Here is a 15487-nt window from a genome sequence, read left to right on the forward strand (position 1 = left end):
CTACGATGAAGGCTGCGGCCTTCATCGTCTAATCGAAGAGAATCGATGTGAAAGTACTAACCGTATTTGGCACCAGGCCGGAGGCCATCAAGATGGCACCTCTGGTTCATGCGCTGGCCAGAGATCCTGACATTGAAGCGAAAGTGTGCGTAACTGCCCAGCACCGTGAGATGCTCGATCAGGTCTTAACCCTCTTTTCTATCGTCCCGGATTACGATCTCAATATAATGAAACCGGGACAGGGATTGACGGAAATTACCTGCCGTATTCTGCAAGAGTTAAAGCCTATCCTGGAGTCGTTCAGGCCTGATGTGGTGCTGGTGCATGGCGACACCACCACCACCGTGGCGACCAGCCTGGCCGCGTTCTATCAGCGTATCCCTGTGGGCCATGTCGAAGCGGGGCTGCGTACCGGCAATCTCTATTCTCCCTGGCCGGAAGAGGCCAACCGTACCCTCACCGGCCACCTGGCGATGTACCATTTTGCGCCTACCGAGAACTCACGTCAGAACCTGCTGCGAGAAAATATCAGCGACAGCAAAGTTTTCGTCACCGGCAATACGGTTATTGATGCGCTGATTTGGGTGCGCGACCGCGTGCTGGCTAACGGCGAACTTCAGGCAGAACTCGCTGCGCGTTATCCGTTCCTGAATAACGGCAAGAAAACGATCCTGGTGACGGGCCACCGTCGCGAAAGTTTTGGCCGTGGTTTTGAGCAAATCTGCCACGCGCTGGCTGAAATTGCCGCGCAGAACGAGGATGTGCAGATTGTCTATCCGGTACACCTTAACCCTAACGTCAGCGAACCGGTCAACCGTATCCTCGGCCACGTGGAAAACGTGCTCCTGATTGAGCCGCAGGACTATATGCCGTTTGTCTGGCTGATGAACCACGCCTGGCTGATCCTGACCGATTCTGGCGGCATTCAGGAAGAAGCGCCTTCTCTTGGCAAGCCGGTACTGGTGATGCGCGAAACCACCGAACGTCCGGAAGCGGTAACTGCCGGGACCGTCCGTCTGGTCGGAACGGATCCGCGTCGTATTGTCGAAGAGGTCACGCGCTTACTGCATGACGATGAAGAGTATCAGGCGATGAGCCGCGCCCATAACCCGTACGGGGACGGGCAGGCTTGTGGCCGTATTTTGCACGCACTTAAACACAATCGGGTAACGCTATGAGTTTTACTACCATCTCTGTTGTTGGTCTTGGCTATATCGGACTGCCTACTGCGGCGGCCTTTGCCTCTCGTCAAAAGCAGGTTGTTGGCGTAGATATCAACGCGCACGCGGTGGAAACCATCAACCGTGGCGAAATTCATATCGTGGAGCCTGACCTCGATCGCGTGGTGAAAAAAGCGGTGGACGGCGGCTTCCTGCGCGCCAGCACGACGCCGGTAGAAGCCGACGCGTACCTGATTGCGGTACCAACCCCTTTTAAAGGCGATCATGAGCCTGACATGGTTTACGTCGAGGCGGCGGCAAAATCCATTGCGCCGGTGCTGAAGAAAGGGGCGCTGGTTATCCTTGAGTCCACTTCACCTGTTGGGGCCACCGAGCAGATGGCCCAGTGGCTGGCCGAGGCGCGCCCCGATCTCAGCTTCCCGCAGCAGGCGGGCGACCAGGCTGATATCAATATCGCCTACTGCCCTGAGCGCGTGCTGCCGGGCCAGGTAATGGTTGAGCTGATTAAAAATGACCGCGTGATTGGCGGCATGACCCCGGTCTGCTCCGCGCGCGCCAGCGAGTTATATAAGATTTTCCTTGAAGGCGAATGCGTGGTGACCAACTCCCGCACCGCCGAAATGTGCAAGCTGACCGAAAACAGCTTCCGCGACGTCAACATCGCGTTTGCGAATGAACTGTCGTTGATTTGCGCCGATCAGGGAATTAACGTCTGGGAACTGATCCGCCTTGCCAACCGTCACCCGCGCGTAAACATTCTTCAGCCGGGGCCGGGCGTGGGTGGACACTGTATCGCGGTCGATCCGTGGTTTATCGTGGCGCAAAACCCGCAACAGGCACGCCTGATTCGCACCGCGCGCGAAGTGAATGACCACAAACCGCACTGGGTGATCAACCAGGTGAAAGCCACGGTCGCGGATTGCCTGGCCGACAGCGGCAAACGCGCCAGCGAGCTGAAAATCGCCTGCTTTGGTCTGGCGTTCAAACCGAATATTGACGATCTGCGCGAAAGCCCGGCGATGGAAATTGCCGGGATGATCGCTGACTGGCACAGCGGTGAAACGCTGGTGGTTGAGCCGAATATTCATGCGTTGCCGGCAAAGCTTGCCGGTCACTGCACCCTTACCGCACTGGATGACGCGCTGGCGACGGCGGATGTGCTGGTACTGCTGGTGGATCACAATGCGTTTAAAGCGGTCTCCGGTGATGCCGTACGTCAGCAGTATGTTGTTGATACTAAAGGCGTGTGGCGTTGAGTATCCTCAACGGCGTGCTGGAACCCCTTGAGTGGGAAAGCACATTCTTTGCGCGTGCCTCAGCGATAGTGCGCTTGCGCGAAAATGCCCCTGCGTTGCGGGAAGCCGACTTCGGCGCCTGGCCGCGCGTGCAGGCTAAGATCCCGGCAGACCGGGCCGATATGCTGGACGCGCTCCAGCAGCACGGATTCCGGCTGGTTGAGGGTGAGGTTGATCTCTCTATTACCGTGGCCCGCCACGACTCACCGGGCGCGGAAATTGCATCAGAGCAGGATATTCCCGCGCTGCGCAACATGGCGGCGCTGGCATTCGCTCAGAGCCGTTTCCGGGCGCCCTGGTATGCGCCCGATGACAGCGGCCGTTTTTATGCCCAGTGGATTGAGAATGCGGTAAAGGGCACGTTTGACCACGTCTGTCTGGTGTTTCGTGCGGCGGAAGGTCCGATTGAAGGTTTTGTTTCGCTTCGCAGGCTCAACGAGCACGAGGCGCGCATCGGTTTATTAGCCGGACGCGGCATGGGCGAAAAACTCATGCAGGCGGCGCTGCACTGGGCGGAGCAACAGCGAGTATCAACGCTGCGGGTCGCGACCCAGATGGGCAACACCGCTGCGCTTAAACGTTATATTGCGAGTGGTGCCAGCATCGACGCCACCGCCTACTGGTTATACAGGTGACAAGATGATTCCATTTAACGCGCCTCCGGTCGTGGGCACTGAACTTGATTATATGCAGTCTGCTATGGGCAGCGGCAAGCTCTGTGGCGACGGCGGGTTCACCCGTCGCTGCCAGCAGTGGATGGAGCAACGTTTCCACAGTGCCAAGGTTCTGCTGACGCCGTCCTGTACCGCATCGCTCGAGATGGCGGCGCTGCTGCTGGATATCCAGCCCGGCGATGAAGTGATCATGCCGAGCTACACCTTCGTCTCCACGGCGAACGCCTTTGTCCTGCGCGGGGCGAAAATCGTGTTTGTGGATATCCGCCCGGATACCATGAACATTGACGAAACGTTGATTGAAGCGGCGATCACCGACAAAACGCGGGCGATCGTGCCGGTGCATTATGCGGGCGTGGCCTGCGAAATGGACACCATCATGGCCATCGCCAAAAAGCATAACCTGTTCGTGGTGGAAGACGCCGCGCAGGGCGTGATGTCCACCTACAAAGGACGCGCGCTGGGCACCATCGGTCATATCGGCTGTTTTAGCTTCCACGAAACCAAAAACTACACCGCAGGCGGTGAGGGCGGCGCGACGCTGATTAACGATCGCGCTCTGGTAGAGCGTGCGGAAGTGATCCGTGAGAAAGGGACCAACCGCAGCCAGTTCTTCCGCGGCCAGGTGGATAAGTACACCTGGCGTGATATCGGCTCAAGCTACCTGATGGCGGACTTGCAGGCCGCATACCTCTGGGCGCAGCTGGAAGCGGCAGAGCGAATCAATCTGCACCGCCTCTCCCTGTGGCAAACCTACTACGACGCGCTGGCGCCGCTGGCTAAGGCAGGGCGTATTGAGCTGCCGACCGTACCGGTCGACTGCGTCCACAACGCCCACATGTTCTACATCAAGCTGCGCGATAACGACGATCGCAGCAAGCTGATTGCCTGGCTGAAAGAAGCGGAAATTATGGCGGTATTCCATTACATTCCGCTGCACTCCAGCCCGGCGGGAGAAGCCTTCGGCGCGTTTGCCGGTGAAGACCGCTACACCACCAAAGAGAGCGAACGTCTGCTTCGTCTGCCCCTGTTCTACAACCTCGCGCCGGTGAACCAGCGTACGGTGATCAATTCGCTTCTGAGTTATTTCGCCTGATATGTCTCTGGCAAAAGCGTCGGTGTGGACGGCAGCGTCCACGCTTGTAAAAATTGGCGCCGGATTACTGGTCGTCAAGCTGCTGGCCGTCTCATTTGGTCCGTCAGGCGTTGGGCTGGCCGGGAATTTCCGCCAGCTGGTCACGGTGCTTGGCGTGCTGGCGGGGGCCGGGATATTCAACGGCGTCACCAAATACGTAGCGCAGCATCATGACGATGCCGGAAAGCTCCGCACGGTGGTGGGGACCTCATCTGCAATGGTGCTGGGCTTCTCTACGCTGCTGGCCGTCGTCTTTTTGCTGGCGGCGGCACCCATCAGCCAGGGGCTGTTCGGACATACGCACTATCAGGGGCTGGTACGCCTGGTGGCGCTGGTTCAGATGGGCATCGCCTGGGCGAACCTGTTGCTGGCGCTGATGAAAGGCTTCCGTGATGCCGCCGGGAATGCACTGGCGCTGATCTTCGGCAGCGTCATCGGTGTTATCGCCTACTACTTTTGCTATCGGCTGGGCGGCTATGAGGGCGCACTGCTGGGGCTGGCGCTGGTGCCTGCCCTGGTTGTCATCCCGGCGGCGTTTATGCTGATGCGCAGAGGCGATATCCCGCTGAGTTACCTGAAACCGCAGTGGGACAAGTTACTGGCAGGCCAGCTGGCGAAATTTACGCTGATGGCCCTCATCACTTCCGTCACCATTCCGGTAGCCTATGTGATGATGCGAAACCTGCTGGCGGCGCATTACAGCTGGGAAGAAGTGGGGATTTGGCAGGGCGTGAGCAGCATTTCCGATGCCTACCTCCAATTTATTACGGCTTCCTTTAGCGTCTATTTGCTGCCAACCTTATCGCGCCTGACGTCCAGGCAGGATATTACCCGCGAGATTTTTCGCTCCCTGCGTTTTGTGTTGCCGGCTGTTGCGGTCGCCAGCTTTACCGTCTGGTTGCTGCGTGACTTTGCCATCTGGCTGCTGTTTTCGGCGAAGTTTACCGCCATGCGCGATCTGTTTGCCTGGCAGCTGGTCGGCGATGTGCTGAAAGTGGGGGCGTACGTTTTCGGCTATCTGGTGATTGCGAAGGCCTCGCTGCGGCTGTATATCCTGGCAGAGATTAGCCAGTTTGCGCTGCTGACGGCATTTTCTCACTGGCTGATCCCTACCCACGGAGCGCTGGGGGCGGCTCAGGCCTATATGGCAACCTATATCGTTTATTTCGCTGCCTGTTGCGGCGTATTTTTACTTTGGCGTAAACGCGCATGACTGCACTGATACACATTCTGGGATCGGACATCCCGCATCATAACCAGACCGTTCTGCGGTTTTTCAACGATGAGCTGGCATCCGGCACGCCCGACGCGCGCGAGTTTATGGTTGTTGGAAAAGATAATGGCCTGAGCGCGGCCTGTCCGGCACTGAACATAACTTTCTGGCCAGACAAAGCGGCCCTGACCAAAGCCGTTGTCGCGAAAGCCAAAGCGGATCGAAGCCAGCGTTTCTTCTTCCACGGGCAGTTCAATACCGGCCTGTGGCTGGCGTTGTTGAGCGGCGGGATCAAACCCTCCCAGTTCAGCTGGCATATCTGGGGAGCGGATCTCTATGAAGTCTCCCACGGCTGGAAATTCCGCCTGTTCTACCCGCTGCGCCGTCTGGCGCAGGCGCGCGTGGGCTGCGTTTTTGCCACCCGCGGCGATCTCACCTATTTTGCTAAACAGCATCCGAAGGTTCGCGGCGAGCTGCTCTATTTCCCGACCCGCATGGATCCGGCGCTGAACACGATGGGGAATGACGCGGTTCGTGAGGGCAAGCTGACCATCCTGGTGGGGAATTCCGGCGATAGCAGCAACGAGCATGTCGCGGCGCTCCGGGCTGTGCATCAGCAGTTTGGCGACACGGTGAACGTGGTGGTGCCGATGGGCTATCCCGCCAATAACGACGCCTACATCGACGAGGTCCGCCAGCAGGGGCTTGCGCTGTTTAGCGCGGACAATCTGCATATTCTCAGGGATAAGCTGGAATTTGATGACTATCTCGCGCTGCTGCGAAAATGCGATCTGGGCTATTTCATCTTTGCCCGTCAGCAGGGGATTGGCACGCTGTGTCTGCTGATTCAGGCGGGAGTACCGTGCGTGCTCAACCGCGAAAACCCGTTCTGGCAGGACATGGCCGAGCAGCACATTCCGGTGCTGTTTACCTCTGACACGCTTAATGTCGGGGTGGTACGGGAAGCACAGCGCCAGCTCGCGCTGGTGGATAAAAATAGCATCGACTTTTTCAGCCCGAACTACCTCATGCCGTGGCACCGCGCGCTGCGTATTGCTTCAGGAGACAACGCATGAGCCAGTTGCAGTTTAGCGGCCTGCTGGTGGTCTGGCTGCTGAGCACGCTGTTTATCGCCACGCTCACCTGGTTTGAGTTCCGGCGCGTACGTTTTAACTTCAACGTCTTCTTCTCGCTGCTGTTTTTGCTGACCTTTTTCTTTGGTTTCCCGCTGACCAGCATCCTCGTGTTCCGCTTTGATGTGGGCGTCGCTCCGCCGGAAATCTTGTTGCAGGCGCTGCTCTCTGCGACCTGCTTCTACGCGGTGTACTACGTCACCTATAAAACGCGCCTGCGCGCGGCGAAAGACACCGCGCCCCGTCGACCGCTGTTTACCATGAACCGGGTAGAGACCCATCTGACGTGGGTCATGCTGATGACCATCGCCCTGGTCAGCGTGGCGATTTTCTTCATGCATAACGGTTTTTTACTGTTTAAGTTGCAGTCCTATAGCCAGATTTTTTCCGCCGAAGTCTCCGGCGTCGCGCTCAAGCGCTTCTTCTATTTCTTCATCCCGGCGATGCTGGTGGTCTTTTTCCTGCGCCAGGACAGCAAAGCCTGGCTGTTCTTCCTGGTCAGCACCGTCGCGTTTGGCATTCTGACCTACATGATCGTCGGCGGTACCCGCGCCAACATCATTATCGCCTTCGCGATTTTCCTGTTTATCGGCATTATTCGCGGCTGGATCTCCCTGTGGATGCTGGCGGCGGCAGGCGTCTTTGGGATTGTGGGAATGTTCTGGCTGGCGCTGAAGCGCTACGGTCTTAACGTAGCCGGTGACGAAGCGTTTTATACCTTCCTGTATCTGACGCGCGATACCTTCTCGCCGTGGGAAAACCTGGCATTGCTGCTGCAAAACTACGACAAGATCGAATTCCAGGGGCTGGCGCCGATTGTTCGCGATTTCTATGTCTTTATTCCGACGTGGCTGTGGCCTGACCGTCCCGGCATTGTCCTGAACACGGCAAACTACTTCACCTGGGAAGTGCTGAATAATCACTCGGGCCTGGCGATTTCCCCCACCCTGATTGGCTCGCTGGTGGTGATGGGCGGAACGTGGTTTATCCTGCCCGGCGCGATCGCGGTCGGACTGATAATAAAATGGTTCGACTGGCTGTACACGTTGGGTAACGAAGAGACCAACCGCTACAAAGCCGCTGTTTTGCACAGTTTCTGTTTCGGTGCCATTTTCAATATGATCGTTCTGGCGCGCGAGGGGCTGGATTCGTTCGTCTCGCGCGTGGTGTTCTTTATGGTTGTTTTCGGCGTCTGTCTGCTGCTGGCAAAACTCCTGTACTGGTTGTTTGACAGTGCAGGGCTTGTGCACAGACGTGAGCCACAGGGCAGCACAACGCTGTCGCAAGTCTGAGTAGGGATTATCATGACGGATAAAACTTCAGCCCCGCGTTATGCGCTGCGTGGGCTACAGCTGATTGGCTGGCGTGACATGCAGCACGCGCTGGATTTTCTGTTCGCGGACGGGCAGATGAAGTCGGGCACGCTGGTGGCCATCAACGCAGAAAAAATGCTGGCGGTTGAAGATAACGCGGAAGTGAAAAGCCTGATCGAAGCCGCGGAGTTTAAATACGCAGACGGTATTAGCGTGGTGCGTTCGATCCGGAAAAAGTTTCCTGACGCTAATGTGTCTCGCGTGGCGGGAGCCGATCTTTGGGAGCGGCTTATGGAGCGCGCAGGCGCTGAAGGCACGCCGGTATTTCTGATTGGCGGCAAGCCCGAGGTATTGGCACAGACCGAACAAAAGCTGCGTAGCCAGTGGAATGTCAACATCGTGGGCAGTCAGGATGGCTACTTCAGGCCGGAAGATCGCCAGGCGTTATATGAGCGCGTGCGCGACAGCGGGGCGAAAATCGTCACCGTTGCCATGGGATCGCCGCGCCAGGAAATACTGATGCGCGATTGCCGTCTGGTCAGCCCGGATGCGCTCTATATGGGCGTTGGCGGCACCTACGACGTCTTTACCGGCCACGTTAAGCGTGCGCCGAAAGTCTGGCAAAACCTGGGCCTGGAGTGGCTGTACCGCCTGCTTTCCCAACCGACACGCATCAAACGACAGATTCGCCTCCTGCGGTACCTCGCCTGGCATTACACCCGGAAAATGTAATCAATATGCAGCGCGATCTACCGTTCGCGCTGCAACGCCCCCCGCAAAACTGCTGAGTTTATGTGCAATGCATTCATTTTTTTAATGCATTGTTTGCCATTTGCCAGAATTTAAGAAACCATTCGCTCCGTATTTCAGTACCCCTCAAAAATAATAACCGGCAACAAGTCGGGAAACAGCAAACACAACCGAGGAATTATGGCAGAGAAAAAACCGGAGCTTCAGCGTGGGCTGGAAGCTCGACATATTGAACTGATTGCGCTGGGCGGGACTATCGGCGTTGGCCTGTTTATGGGCTCGGCAAGCACGCTGAAGTGGGCGGGGCCTTCCGTCCTGCTGGCGTATATTATTGCCGGGCTGTTCGTCTTCTTCATCATGCGCTCAATGGGCGAAATGCTGTTCCTGGAGCCGGTGACGGGCTCTTTCGCCGTTTACGCCCACCGTTATATGAGCCCGTTCTTTGGCTATCTCACGGCCTGGTCGTACTGGTTTATGTGGATGGCCGTGGGGATTTCGGAGATCACCGCCATCGGGGTCTACGTGCAGTTCTGGTTCCCGGAGATGGCCCAGTGGATACCCGCGCTTATTGCCGTAGGGCTGGTGGCGCTGGCGAACCTTGCCGCCGTTCGTCTTTACGGCGAAATCGAGTTCTGGTTTGCGATGATCAAAGTCACCACCATTATCGTGATGATTGTCGTTGGCCTCGGGGTCATCTTCTTTGGCTTCGGTAACGGCGGGCACGCCATCGGTTTTGGTAACCTGACCGGGCACGGCGGCTTCTTTGCGGGCGGCTGGAAGGGCTTCCTGACGGCGCTCTGTATCGTGGTGGCATCCTATCAGGGCGTAGAGCTAATCGGGATCACCGCAGGTGAAGCGAAAAACCCGCAGGTGACGCTGCGTAGCGCGGTAGGCAAGGTGCTGTGGCGTATCCTGATTTTCTATGTAGGCGCCATCTTCGTTATCGTGACCATTTTCCCGTGGAACGAAATTGGCACGACCGGCAGCCCGTTTGTTTTAACCTTTGCAAAGATTGGCATCACGGCGGCGGCCGCGATTATCAACTTTGTGGTGCTGACGGCGGCGCTTTCCGGCTGTAACAGCGGAATGTACAGCTGCGGGCGTATGCTTTACGCGCTCTCGCAAAACAAACAGCTGCCGGCAGTGATGGGCAAAGTCTCTCGCGTGGGTGTCCCCGTGGCGGGTGTGGCGGTATCAATTGTCATTCTGCTGATTGGCTCTTGCCTGAATTACATCATCCCCAATCCGCAGCGCGTGTTCGTTTACGTCTACAGCGCCAGCGTGCTGCCGGGGATGGTGCCGTGGTTTGTGATTCTGATTAGCCAGCTGCGTTTTCGTCAGGCGCACAGGCAGGCGATTGCCAGCCATCCGTTCCGCTCCATTTTGTTCCCGTATGCAAACTATTTGACGATGGCGTTCCTGATTTGCGTATTAATTGGAATGTACTTTAATGAAGATACCCGCATGTCGCTGTTTGTCGGGATGATCTTCCTGGCCGCCGTGACGGCTGCCTATAAGCTATTTGGCCTGGGTCGCCGCGGCTCCGCCCATAAAGTGGAGGAATAAGCGGCAAAATGTGCAAACCATAACCAAACGCGCATTTTTTTCAAAAAAGCACTAGACAGCGGGGACGGAGGTACGTAATATCCAGCCCCGCAACGGCGCTAAGCGCCCGTAGCTCAGCTGGATAGAGCGCTGCCCTCCGGAGGCAGAGGTCTCAGGTTCGAATCCTGTCGGGCGCGCCATTTTAGTCCCGGCGCTAGAGCTGCGGTGGTCTGAGAAGTAGTCAGAACCGCGTGAAAGAATACAGTGGTGGCTATAGCTCAGTTGGTAGAGCCCTGGATTGTGATTCCAGTTGTCGTGGGTTCGAATCCCATTAGCCACCCCATTATTGAAAGAGTTGTGAATTGCGAAGGTGGCGGAATTGGTAGACGCGCTAGCTTCAGGTGTTAGTGTTCTTACGGACGTGGGGGTTCAAGTCCCCCCCCTCGCACCACGACTTTTAATGAATTGAACTAAAAATTCAAAAAAGCAGTACATCGGCGAGTAGCGCAGCTTGGTAGCGCAACTGGTTTGGGACCAGTGGGTCGGAGGTTCGAATCCTCTCTCGCCGACCAATTTTGAACCCCGCTTCGGCGGGGTTTTTTGTTTTCTGCGCTTTTTCATCCTGTAGCCATCCCCCGACAACACCCTGCATCCTTGTCGCGATTCAGCGACATATAACTCGTTAATAATAAAGAAATTTTTATTTTGTCGCTTTAAGCGTCTCCTGCTGACGACAGATCGCCGCCCTTAACGCGATGTTGTACGGCGTAAGGCGGTTCTTAACAGCATAATTTCCTTTTATCTTAAAATGTTGCGTGATGTAAAAGTTCTGTGTGTAAACCTGGCACAATACGTGCAATAATACAGGGGTAGATGCTCATTCCATCTCTTATGCTCGCCTCAGGGCCTCATAAACTCAGGAATGACGCAGAGCCGTTTACGGTGCTTATCGTCCACTGACAGATGTCGCTTCGGCCTCATCAAACACCATGGACACAACGTTGAGTGAAGCACCACATATGTTGTCTTACAGACCTGTTTTAACGCCTGCTTTTATAGCAGGCGTTTTTTTATGCCTAAAAAAAGGAGGCCATTTGGCCTCCTTGTAATCTACTGCTGCGTCCCGTTGTTCTGTAGCGTCAGCAGTAGTCCATCATGTCGCATGGCTGCGGCCTCTTCCGGCTTGTGCTGCTTGTCCAGCGAATCAGCAAGCCAGGCGTAATCGAATGCGTCCGGGCGCTGCTTCAGCGCTGCGCGGAAGGCGAGGCTTGCCTCCTGCCACTCGCCGTGCTTCATAAGAGACTGGCCCAGCGTACTCCACAGCAGCGGACGATCGCCGACGGTTTTGATCTGCTGGCGCAGTACTTTTTCGATCTGCTCAGGATTATTGGTCTTCAGGCGCGGGATCACCATTACCAGGCGGTCATCATACTGTCGCTTGAGACCGTCGAGGAGGATCTCCTGCGCGGTGTCATGGTCGTCACACTCAATCAGATGTTCGGCCATCGCCACCTGGAGAGGGACCTGCTGGCGCGTTTTGCGGCTCTGGTTTTTCCACCAGGCCTTCAGCCCGTCGCTGCCAAGATCGGCACGCGCCTGATCCATCAGGCCAATCCACGCCAGACGCTGAAGTTCATCACGGTGTTCATCGTCGCCCACGTCGGCTTTCGCCATGGAAGGGATAATGTCCAGCAGCGATCCCCACGCACCGGTCCGGATGTATGCTTGTTCAGCAAGACGCAGCACTTCCGGATGACGAGGCGTAATCTCCAGCAGACGGTCAACGCCGTGGCGTGCCGCATGGTTTTCATTCCGCGCCAGTTGCAGACGAACGCGGGTGATCTCAACCGGAATCGGATCCTTAGTAGAAAGCTCAGAGGCGCGTTCAAGATGCTGATTGGCGCGGGCCTCATCGCCTCGCTGCTGCGCCGCCTCAGCGGCCAGCAGATAGTTTACAACCGGCTGTTCTGCATGGTCGGCATTTTTCGACATCAGCTTTTCAACTTGCTGATAATCGCCTTCGGCCAGCTTCAGCAGCGCCTGCTCGGTCTGCTTACGGGCGCGACGGCGCTTACGGCCAACGAACCAGCCGCGGGTATGCGCGCCGGTACGGAAAATACGACGCAGGATCCACTCCACGGCCAGCAGAACGACCACGCCCAGGATCAGGATAATCACCAGCCCGGTCACGCTGGTTTCGATGTTGTAGTTATCGGTCTGGATCAGTACGTAACCCTGGTGACCCGCGAGCATCGGCCCCAGCACAATCCCGGCGATCAGCAGGATGAAGAGTAAGAAGACTTTTAGCATCATTACTCTCCTTGCGGCGCGCTTTCAGGCGCTGGCGCGGCGGCAGGTGCTTCAGCCGGGTGCTCTGCCGGAACGCCCGGCTGGGCCAGCAGGTTACGCACGCGCGTCTGCATGATCTTCTCCAGAATCGGCTGGCTCTCCAGTTTGTCCGGCACGTTCATGGTGATGTTTTGCTGGCTTAGCTTGTCGATATCCTCAAGGAACGCGGTCGTGGTTGCGTCATTGGTATCGTAGTAAGCGCGGACCCAGGTGGATACGTTATCCAGAGCCTGTTTGTAGGTCTCTTCCTGATGACGCGGTACGGCCTGAGCAGCCACCAGCAGGCGGGAGCGAATGTTTTCGCGCAGATAGACGTCCTGGTTCGGCGCCAGCAGCGGCACGGCCGTTTCATCGCGGCGGCGAACGGTAATGAAGCTGTCCATAAAGTTCTGCCAGCTCTTTTGCAGGTTGATACGCCACTCGCTCAGGGAGCTGGACAGCTCGGTGCCGTCGGAATCCATTGGGGAGTCGTCGTCGTTGTTATCGGCCAGCTGGAGGTTATCAATCTGGTTCGAGAGCTGATTCACCTTAAGAATGATACCGTCGTAATCGACCTGAGAAACCGCAGACAGGCTGGCGATATCTTCCGTAATGGCGCGGCGTGCGCCGATCAGGCTCGGATCGTTCATGTCGGCCAGGCTTGCGTCGGCGCTTTTCAGCAGCGCGGCGGCGGTGGTGACATCCTGATCGCTCCAGAGCTTACGTCCGGCCAGCTTCACCAGAAAATCGGCCTGTGAAAGCAGCCAGGTTTTGGCATCGGTTCCGGAAATCGTGGCGACTTTTTCCTGCACTTCGCTCAGCTGTTTGGTCAACGCTTCACGCTTGCTGTTCGCGTCGGCGAGGGCGGCAGCCTGCTGCTTAATCACGCCTTCCAGCTCGGCTTTTTGCGTCTCCTGCGCTTTTTGCAGGGCGGTGATTTGGTTAACCAGCGCGTCGCTGGTGGCCGTCTGGTTGGTGCCCTGTTTCTTCACCAGCCCGTAAAGTCCCACGCCTGCGGCCAGCGCAATCGCGATGGCAATCACGCTCAGCGTAAGGCTGGTTTTGTTGCTGCCGTTTTTCTTCTCAACGGTTTTGTCTGTCGTCTCTGGCTGTGACGTGGTGTCCACAGTCTCCCTGGTCTCTTCAACCACGGCGGAGGATTTTTCGTGTTCCGTCATTATGGCTTCCCATTTGAGAGTTATTGTAATGCGCGCAGCAGCGCATCGTTGTCGGCGTTATCAGCGATCCGAATATCCTGCCAGCCCAGTTCCCGGGCGTGGTTCGCCAGACGCTCGCTGACGACCAGAAGCCGACAGCGGAGTAACCAGTTTTCGCGATACCAAAGCGGGATCAGCGACCAAAGCTGTTGTAACATTTCACCGCTGGTGACCACCAGCGTATTAATGCCGCGGGCGTGCCAGCGCATTGCTTCTTCCGCGCCATCGTAATGTTTCGCACAGCGCTGATAGCACTCCACAAACGTCACGTCTGCACCGCGTTCCCGCAACGTTTCACCCAGCAGTTCGCGGCCACCGTTGCCGCGCAAAATGAGCGCACGCTTTCCGGCAATGGTTTGTAATTCAGGTAATTGTAGCAAGACTTCGCTGATTTCCCGATCTAACGGATAACGAACATCAATTCCGCTGGCGGTGTGTAAGGCCAGCGCGGTGGTGCGCCCGATGGCGAAATAGCGGGGTGCACAGGGCCAGCTAGTGCCCTGCTGTTGCAGCTGCGCATGGGCAAACTCAACGGCATGCTGCGACAGGGCAAAGAGCAGATCGCCTTCCTGCAAGGCACGCATCTGGTCAGCGAGCGTAGACAGCTCGCGACCGGGGGAGAATTCAATCAGCGGAAAACTCCAGGCCACCTGCCCCAGTGCGCGCAGACGGCTCACTAACTGCTCTCCTGCGGGAGAAGGGCGGGTGACAAGAATACTCATGCAGGGGGTTCTCCGTTATAGACCTCGGCCAGAATTTCACGCGCGCCGTTATTCAGCAACTCTTCCGCCAGCGATACGCCAAGCGCTTCGGCATCCTGCGGCCTGCCGCGACGTTCACCGCGAACCATCTGCGAGCCGTCCGGCGCGCCGACCAGCGCACGCAACCACAGTTCACCGTCGGTTAATTCAGCATAGCTGCCAATGGGCACCTGACAGCCGCCTTCGAGACGAGTATTCATCGCACGCTCGGCTTTTACGCGAATGGCGGTATCGTCATGATTCAGCGGCGCGAGCAGGTTCTGGGTGCGCGCATCATCCAGACGGCATTCAATGCCGACGGCACCCTGACCGACGGCGGGCAGCGACAGCTCCGGCGGCAACGCCACGCGAATGCGTTCCTCCAGCCCCAGGCGTTTCAGGCCCGCCACCGCAAGAATAATGGCATCGTAGTCGCCGTTATCCAGCTTGCCAAGGCGCGTGCCGACGTTACCGCGCAGCGAACGAATCACCAGATCCGGGCGACGCTCCGCCAGCTGACACTGGCGGCGTAAACTTGACGTGCCGACCACGCTGCCCTCTGGCAACGCGTCGAGCGACGCATAGCGGTTAGAGACAAACGCATCGCGCGGATCCTCGCGCTCGCAGATAGTCACCAGCCCCAGCCCTTCCGGGAACTCAACGGGCACGTCTTTCATCGAATGCACGGCGATATCGGCGCGGTTCTCAAGCAATGCCAGTTCCAGCTCTTTGACAAACAGGCCCTTGCCGCCCACTTTCGCCAGCGGCGTATCGAGGATTACGTCACCGCGCGTGACCATTGGCACCAGCTCAACGCGTAATCCGGTGTGGCAGGCTTCCAGGCGCTGCTTAACATAATGTGCCTGCCAGAGCGCAAGGGGACTTTGGCGTGTGGCAATTCTCAAAACATTGTCTAACATGCTTGTTACCGTCATTATCAATCGCTAACCATCCTAACATTGT

13 protein-coding genes and 4 tRNA genes are annotated in these 15487 nt (G+C 57.2%); 13 read left to right on the forward strand and 4 right to left on the reverse strand.

Features of this window, described 5'->3' with window-relative positions; translation table 11 throughout:
• The first annotated feature begins 47 nt into the window (after positions 1-47).
• From wecB to IM267_RS00365, 13 genes are all read left to right on the forward strand, one after another.
• Positions 48-1178, forward strand: a complete 1131-nt coding sequence (gene wecB, locus IM267_RS00305; protein ID WP_063452158.1) for a non-hydrolyzing UDP-N-acetylglucosamine 2-epimerase — start codon at positions 48-50, stop codon at positions 1176-1178.
• Entirely contained in the window at positions 1175-2437 is a 1263-nt protein-coding gene (wecC, locus tag IM267_RS00310) for a UDP-N-acetyl-D-mannosamine dehydrogenase (RefSeq protein WP_063868819.1), read from the forward strand. The genes wecB and wecC overlap by 4 nt, the downstream gene beginning before the upstream one ends.
• A complete protein-coding gene (rffC, locus tag IM267_RS00315; protein WP_193032445.1) occupies positions 2434-3111 on the forward strand; it encodes a dTDP-4-amino-4,6-dideoxy-D-galactose acyltransferase in 678 nt (225 codons plus the stop codon). Before wecC ends, rffC begins: the two co-directional genes overlap by 4 nt.
• Before the next feature lie 4 nt (positions 3112-3115).
• Positions 3116-4246, forward strand: coding sequence for a dTDP-4-amino-4,6-dideoxygalactose transaminase (rffA, locus tag IM267_RS00320; RefSeq protein ID WP_193032446.1), 1131 nt, complete (start codon positions 3116-3118; stop codon positions 4244-4246).
• 1 nt (position 4247) lies between these two features.
• On the forward strand, positions 4248-5498 hold the full coding sequence (wzxE, locus tag IM267_RS00325; RefSeq protein WP_063452162.1) for a lipid III flippase WzxE: 1251 nt from the start codon (positions 4248-4250) through the stop codon (positions 5496-5498).
• The gene (locus IM267_RS00330; RefSeq protein WP_193032447.1) at positions 5495-6574 is read left to right on the forward strand and encodes a TDP-N-acetylfucosamine:lipid II N-acetylfucosaminyltransferase; all 1080 of its coding nucleotides are present in this window, start codon (positions 5495-5497) and stop codon (positions 6572-6574) included. The genes wzxE and IM267_RS00330 overlap by 4 nt, the downstream gene beginning before the upstream one ends.
• Positions 6571-7923: an ECA oligosaccharide polymerase gene (gene wzyE, locus IM267_RS00335; RefSeq protein ID WP_063868827.1), complete on the forward strand. Its 1353-nt coding sequence runs from the start codon at positions 6571-6573 to the stop codon at positions 7921-7923. The genes IM267_RS00330 and wzyE overlap by 4 nt, the downstream gene beginning before the upstream one ends.
• Positions 7924-7935: 12 nt before the next feature.
• The gene (gene wecG / locus IM267_RS00340) at positions 7936-8676 is read left to right on the forward strand and encodes a lipopolysaccharide N-acetylmannosaminouronosyltransferase (protein WP_193032448.1); all 741 of its coding nucleotides are present in this window, start codon (positions 7936-7938) and stop codon (positions 8674-8676) included.
• Between the two features lie 198 nt (positions 8677-8874).
• The gene (locus IM267_RS00345; RefSeq protein WP_063868832.1) at positions 8875-10260 is read left to right on the forward strand and encodes an amino acid permease; all 1386 of its coding nucleotides are present in this window, start codon (positions 8875-8877) and stop codon (positions 10258-10260) included.
• Between the two features lie 102 nt (positions 10261-10362).
• A tRNA-Arg gene (locus IM267_RS00350) sits at positions 10363-10439 on the forward strand.
• A gap of 67 nt (positions 10440-10506) precedes the next feature.
• Positions 10507-10582, forward strand: a tRNA-His gene (locus IM267_RS00355).
• 21 nt (positions 10583-10603) lie between these two features.
• Positions 10604-10690: transfer RNA gene (locus IM267_RS00360), tRNA-Leu, on the forward strand.
• A gap of 44 nt (positions 10691-10734) precedes the next feature.
• Positions 10735-10811, forward strand: a tRNA-Pro gene (locus tag IM267_RS00365).
• A gap of 538 nt (positions 10812-11349) precedes the next feature.
• On the opposite strand, the gene hemY is transcribed toward IM267_RS00365, so the two are convergent.
• The 4 genes from hemY to hemC are packed head-to-tail and all read right to left on the reverse strand — an operon-like array spanning position 11350 to position 15444.
• A complete protein-coding gene (hemY, locus tag IM267_RS00370) occupies positions 11350-12549 on the reverse strand; it encodes a protoheme IX biogenesis protein HemY (protein ID WP_193032468.1) in 1200 nt (399 codons plus the stop codon).
• A gap of 2 nt (positions 12550-12551) precedes the next feature.
• Positions 12552-13745, reverse strand: coding sequence for a uroporphyrinogen-III C-methyltransferase (hemX, locus tag IM267_RS00375; protein WP_131637251.1), 1194 nt, complete (start codon positions 13743-13745; stop codon positions 12552-12554).
• 20 nt (positions 13746-13765) lie between these two features.
• Complete coding sequence (gene hemD, locus IM267_RS00380; RefSeq protein WP_193032449.1) at positions 13766-14506, reverse strand: uroporphyrinogen-III synthase; 741 nt, start codon at positions 14504-14506, stop codon at positions 13766-13768.
• Complete coding sequence (gene hemC, locus IM267_RS00385; RefSeq protein WP_193032450.1) at positions 14503-15444, reverse strand: hydroxymethylbilane synthase; 942 nt, start codon at positions 15442-15444, stop codon at positions 14503-14505. The genes hemD and hemC overlap by 4 nt, the downstream gene beginning before the upstream one ends.
• Positions 15445-15487 lie beyond the last annotated feature (43 nt).

It is taken from the genome of Enterobacter cloacae complex sp. P15RS (assembly GCF_014895905.1).
Lineage (GTDB): Bacteria > Pseudomonadota > Gammaproteobacteria > Enterobacterales > Enterobacteriaceae > Enterobacter > Enterobacter quasihormaechei.

Coding starts and splice junctions, on each gene's coding strand:
- rffA (WP_193032446.1), top strand. CDS start 3,116: ATGATTCCATTTAACGCGCCTCCGGTCGTGGGCACTGAACTTGATTAT.
- IM267_RS00330 (WP_193032447.1), top strand. CDS start 5,495: ATGACTGCACTGATACACATTCTGGGATCGGACATCCCGCATCATAAC.
- wecC (WP_063868819.1), top strand. CDS start 1,175: ATGAGTTTTACTACCATCTCTGTTGTTGGTCTTGGCTATATCGGACTG.
- hemC (WP_193032450.1), bottom strand. CDS start 15,444: ATGTTAGACAATGTTTTGAGAATTGCCACACGCCAAAGTCCCCTTGCG.
- hemD (WP_193032449.1), bottom strand. CDS start 14,506: ATGAGTATTCTTGTCACCCGCCCTTCTCCCGCAGGAGAGCAGTTAGTG.
- hemX (WP_131637251.1), bottom strand. CDS start 13,745: ATGACGGAACACGAAAAATCCTCCGCCGTGGTTGAAGAGACCAGGGAG.
- IM267_RS00345 (WP_063868832.1), top strand. CDS start 8,875: ATGGCAGAGAAAAAACCGGAGCTTCAGCGTGGGCTGGAAGCTCGACAT.
- hemY (WP_193032468.1), bottom strand. CDS start 12,549: ATGCTAAAAGTCTTCTTACTCTTCATCCTGCTGATCGCCGGGATTGTG.
- wecG (WP_193032448.1), top strand. CDS start 7,936: ATGACGGATAAAACTTCAGCCCCGCGTTATGCGCTGCGTGGGCTACAG.
- wzyE (WP_063868827.1), top strand. CDS start 6,571: ATGAGCCAGTTGCAGTTTAGCGGCCTGCTGGTGGTCTGGCTGCTGAGC.
- wzxE (WP_063452162.1), top strand. CDS start 4,248: ATGTCTCTGGCAAAAGCGTCGGTGTGGACGGCAGCGTCCACGCTTGTA.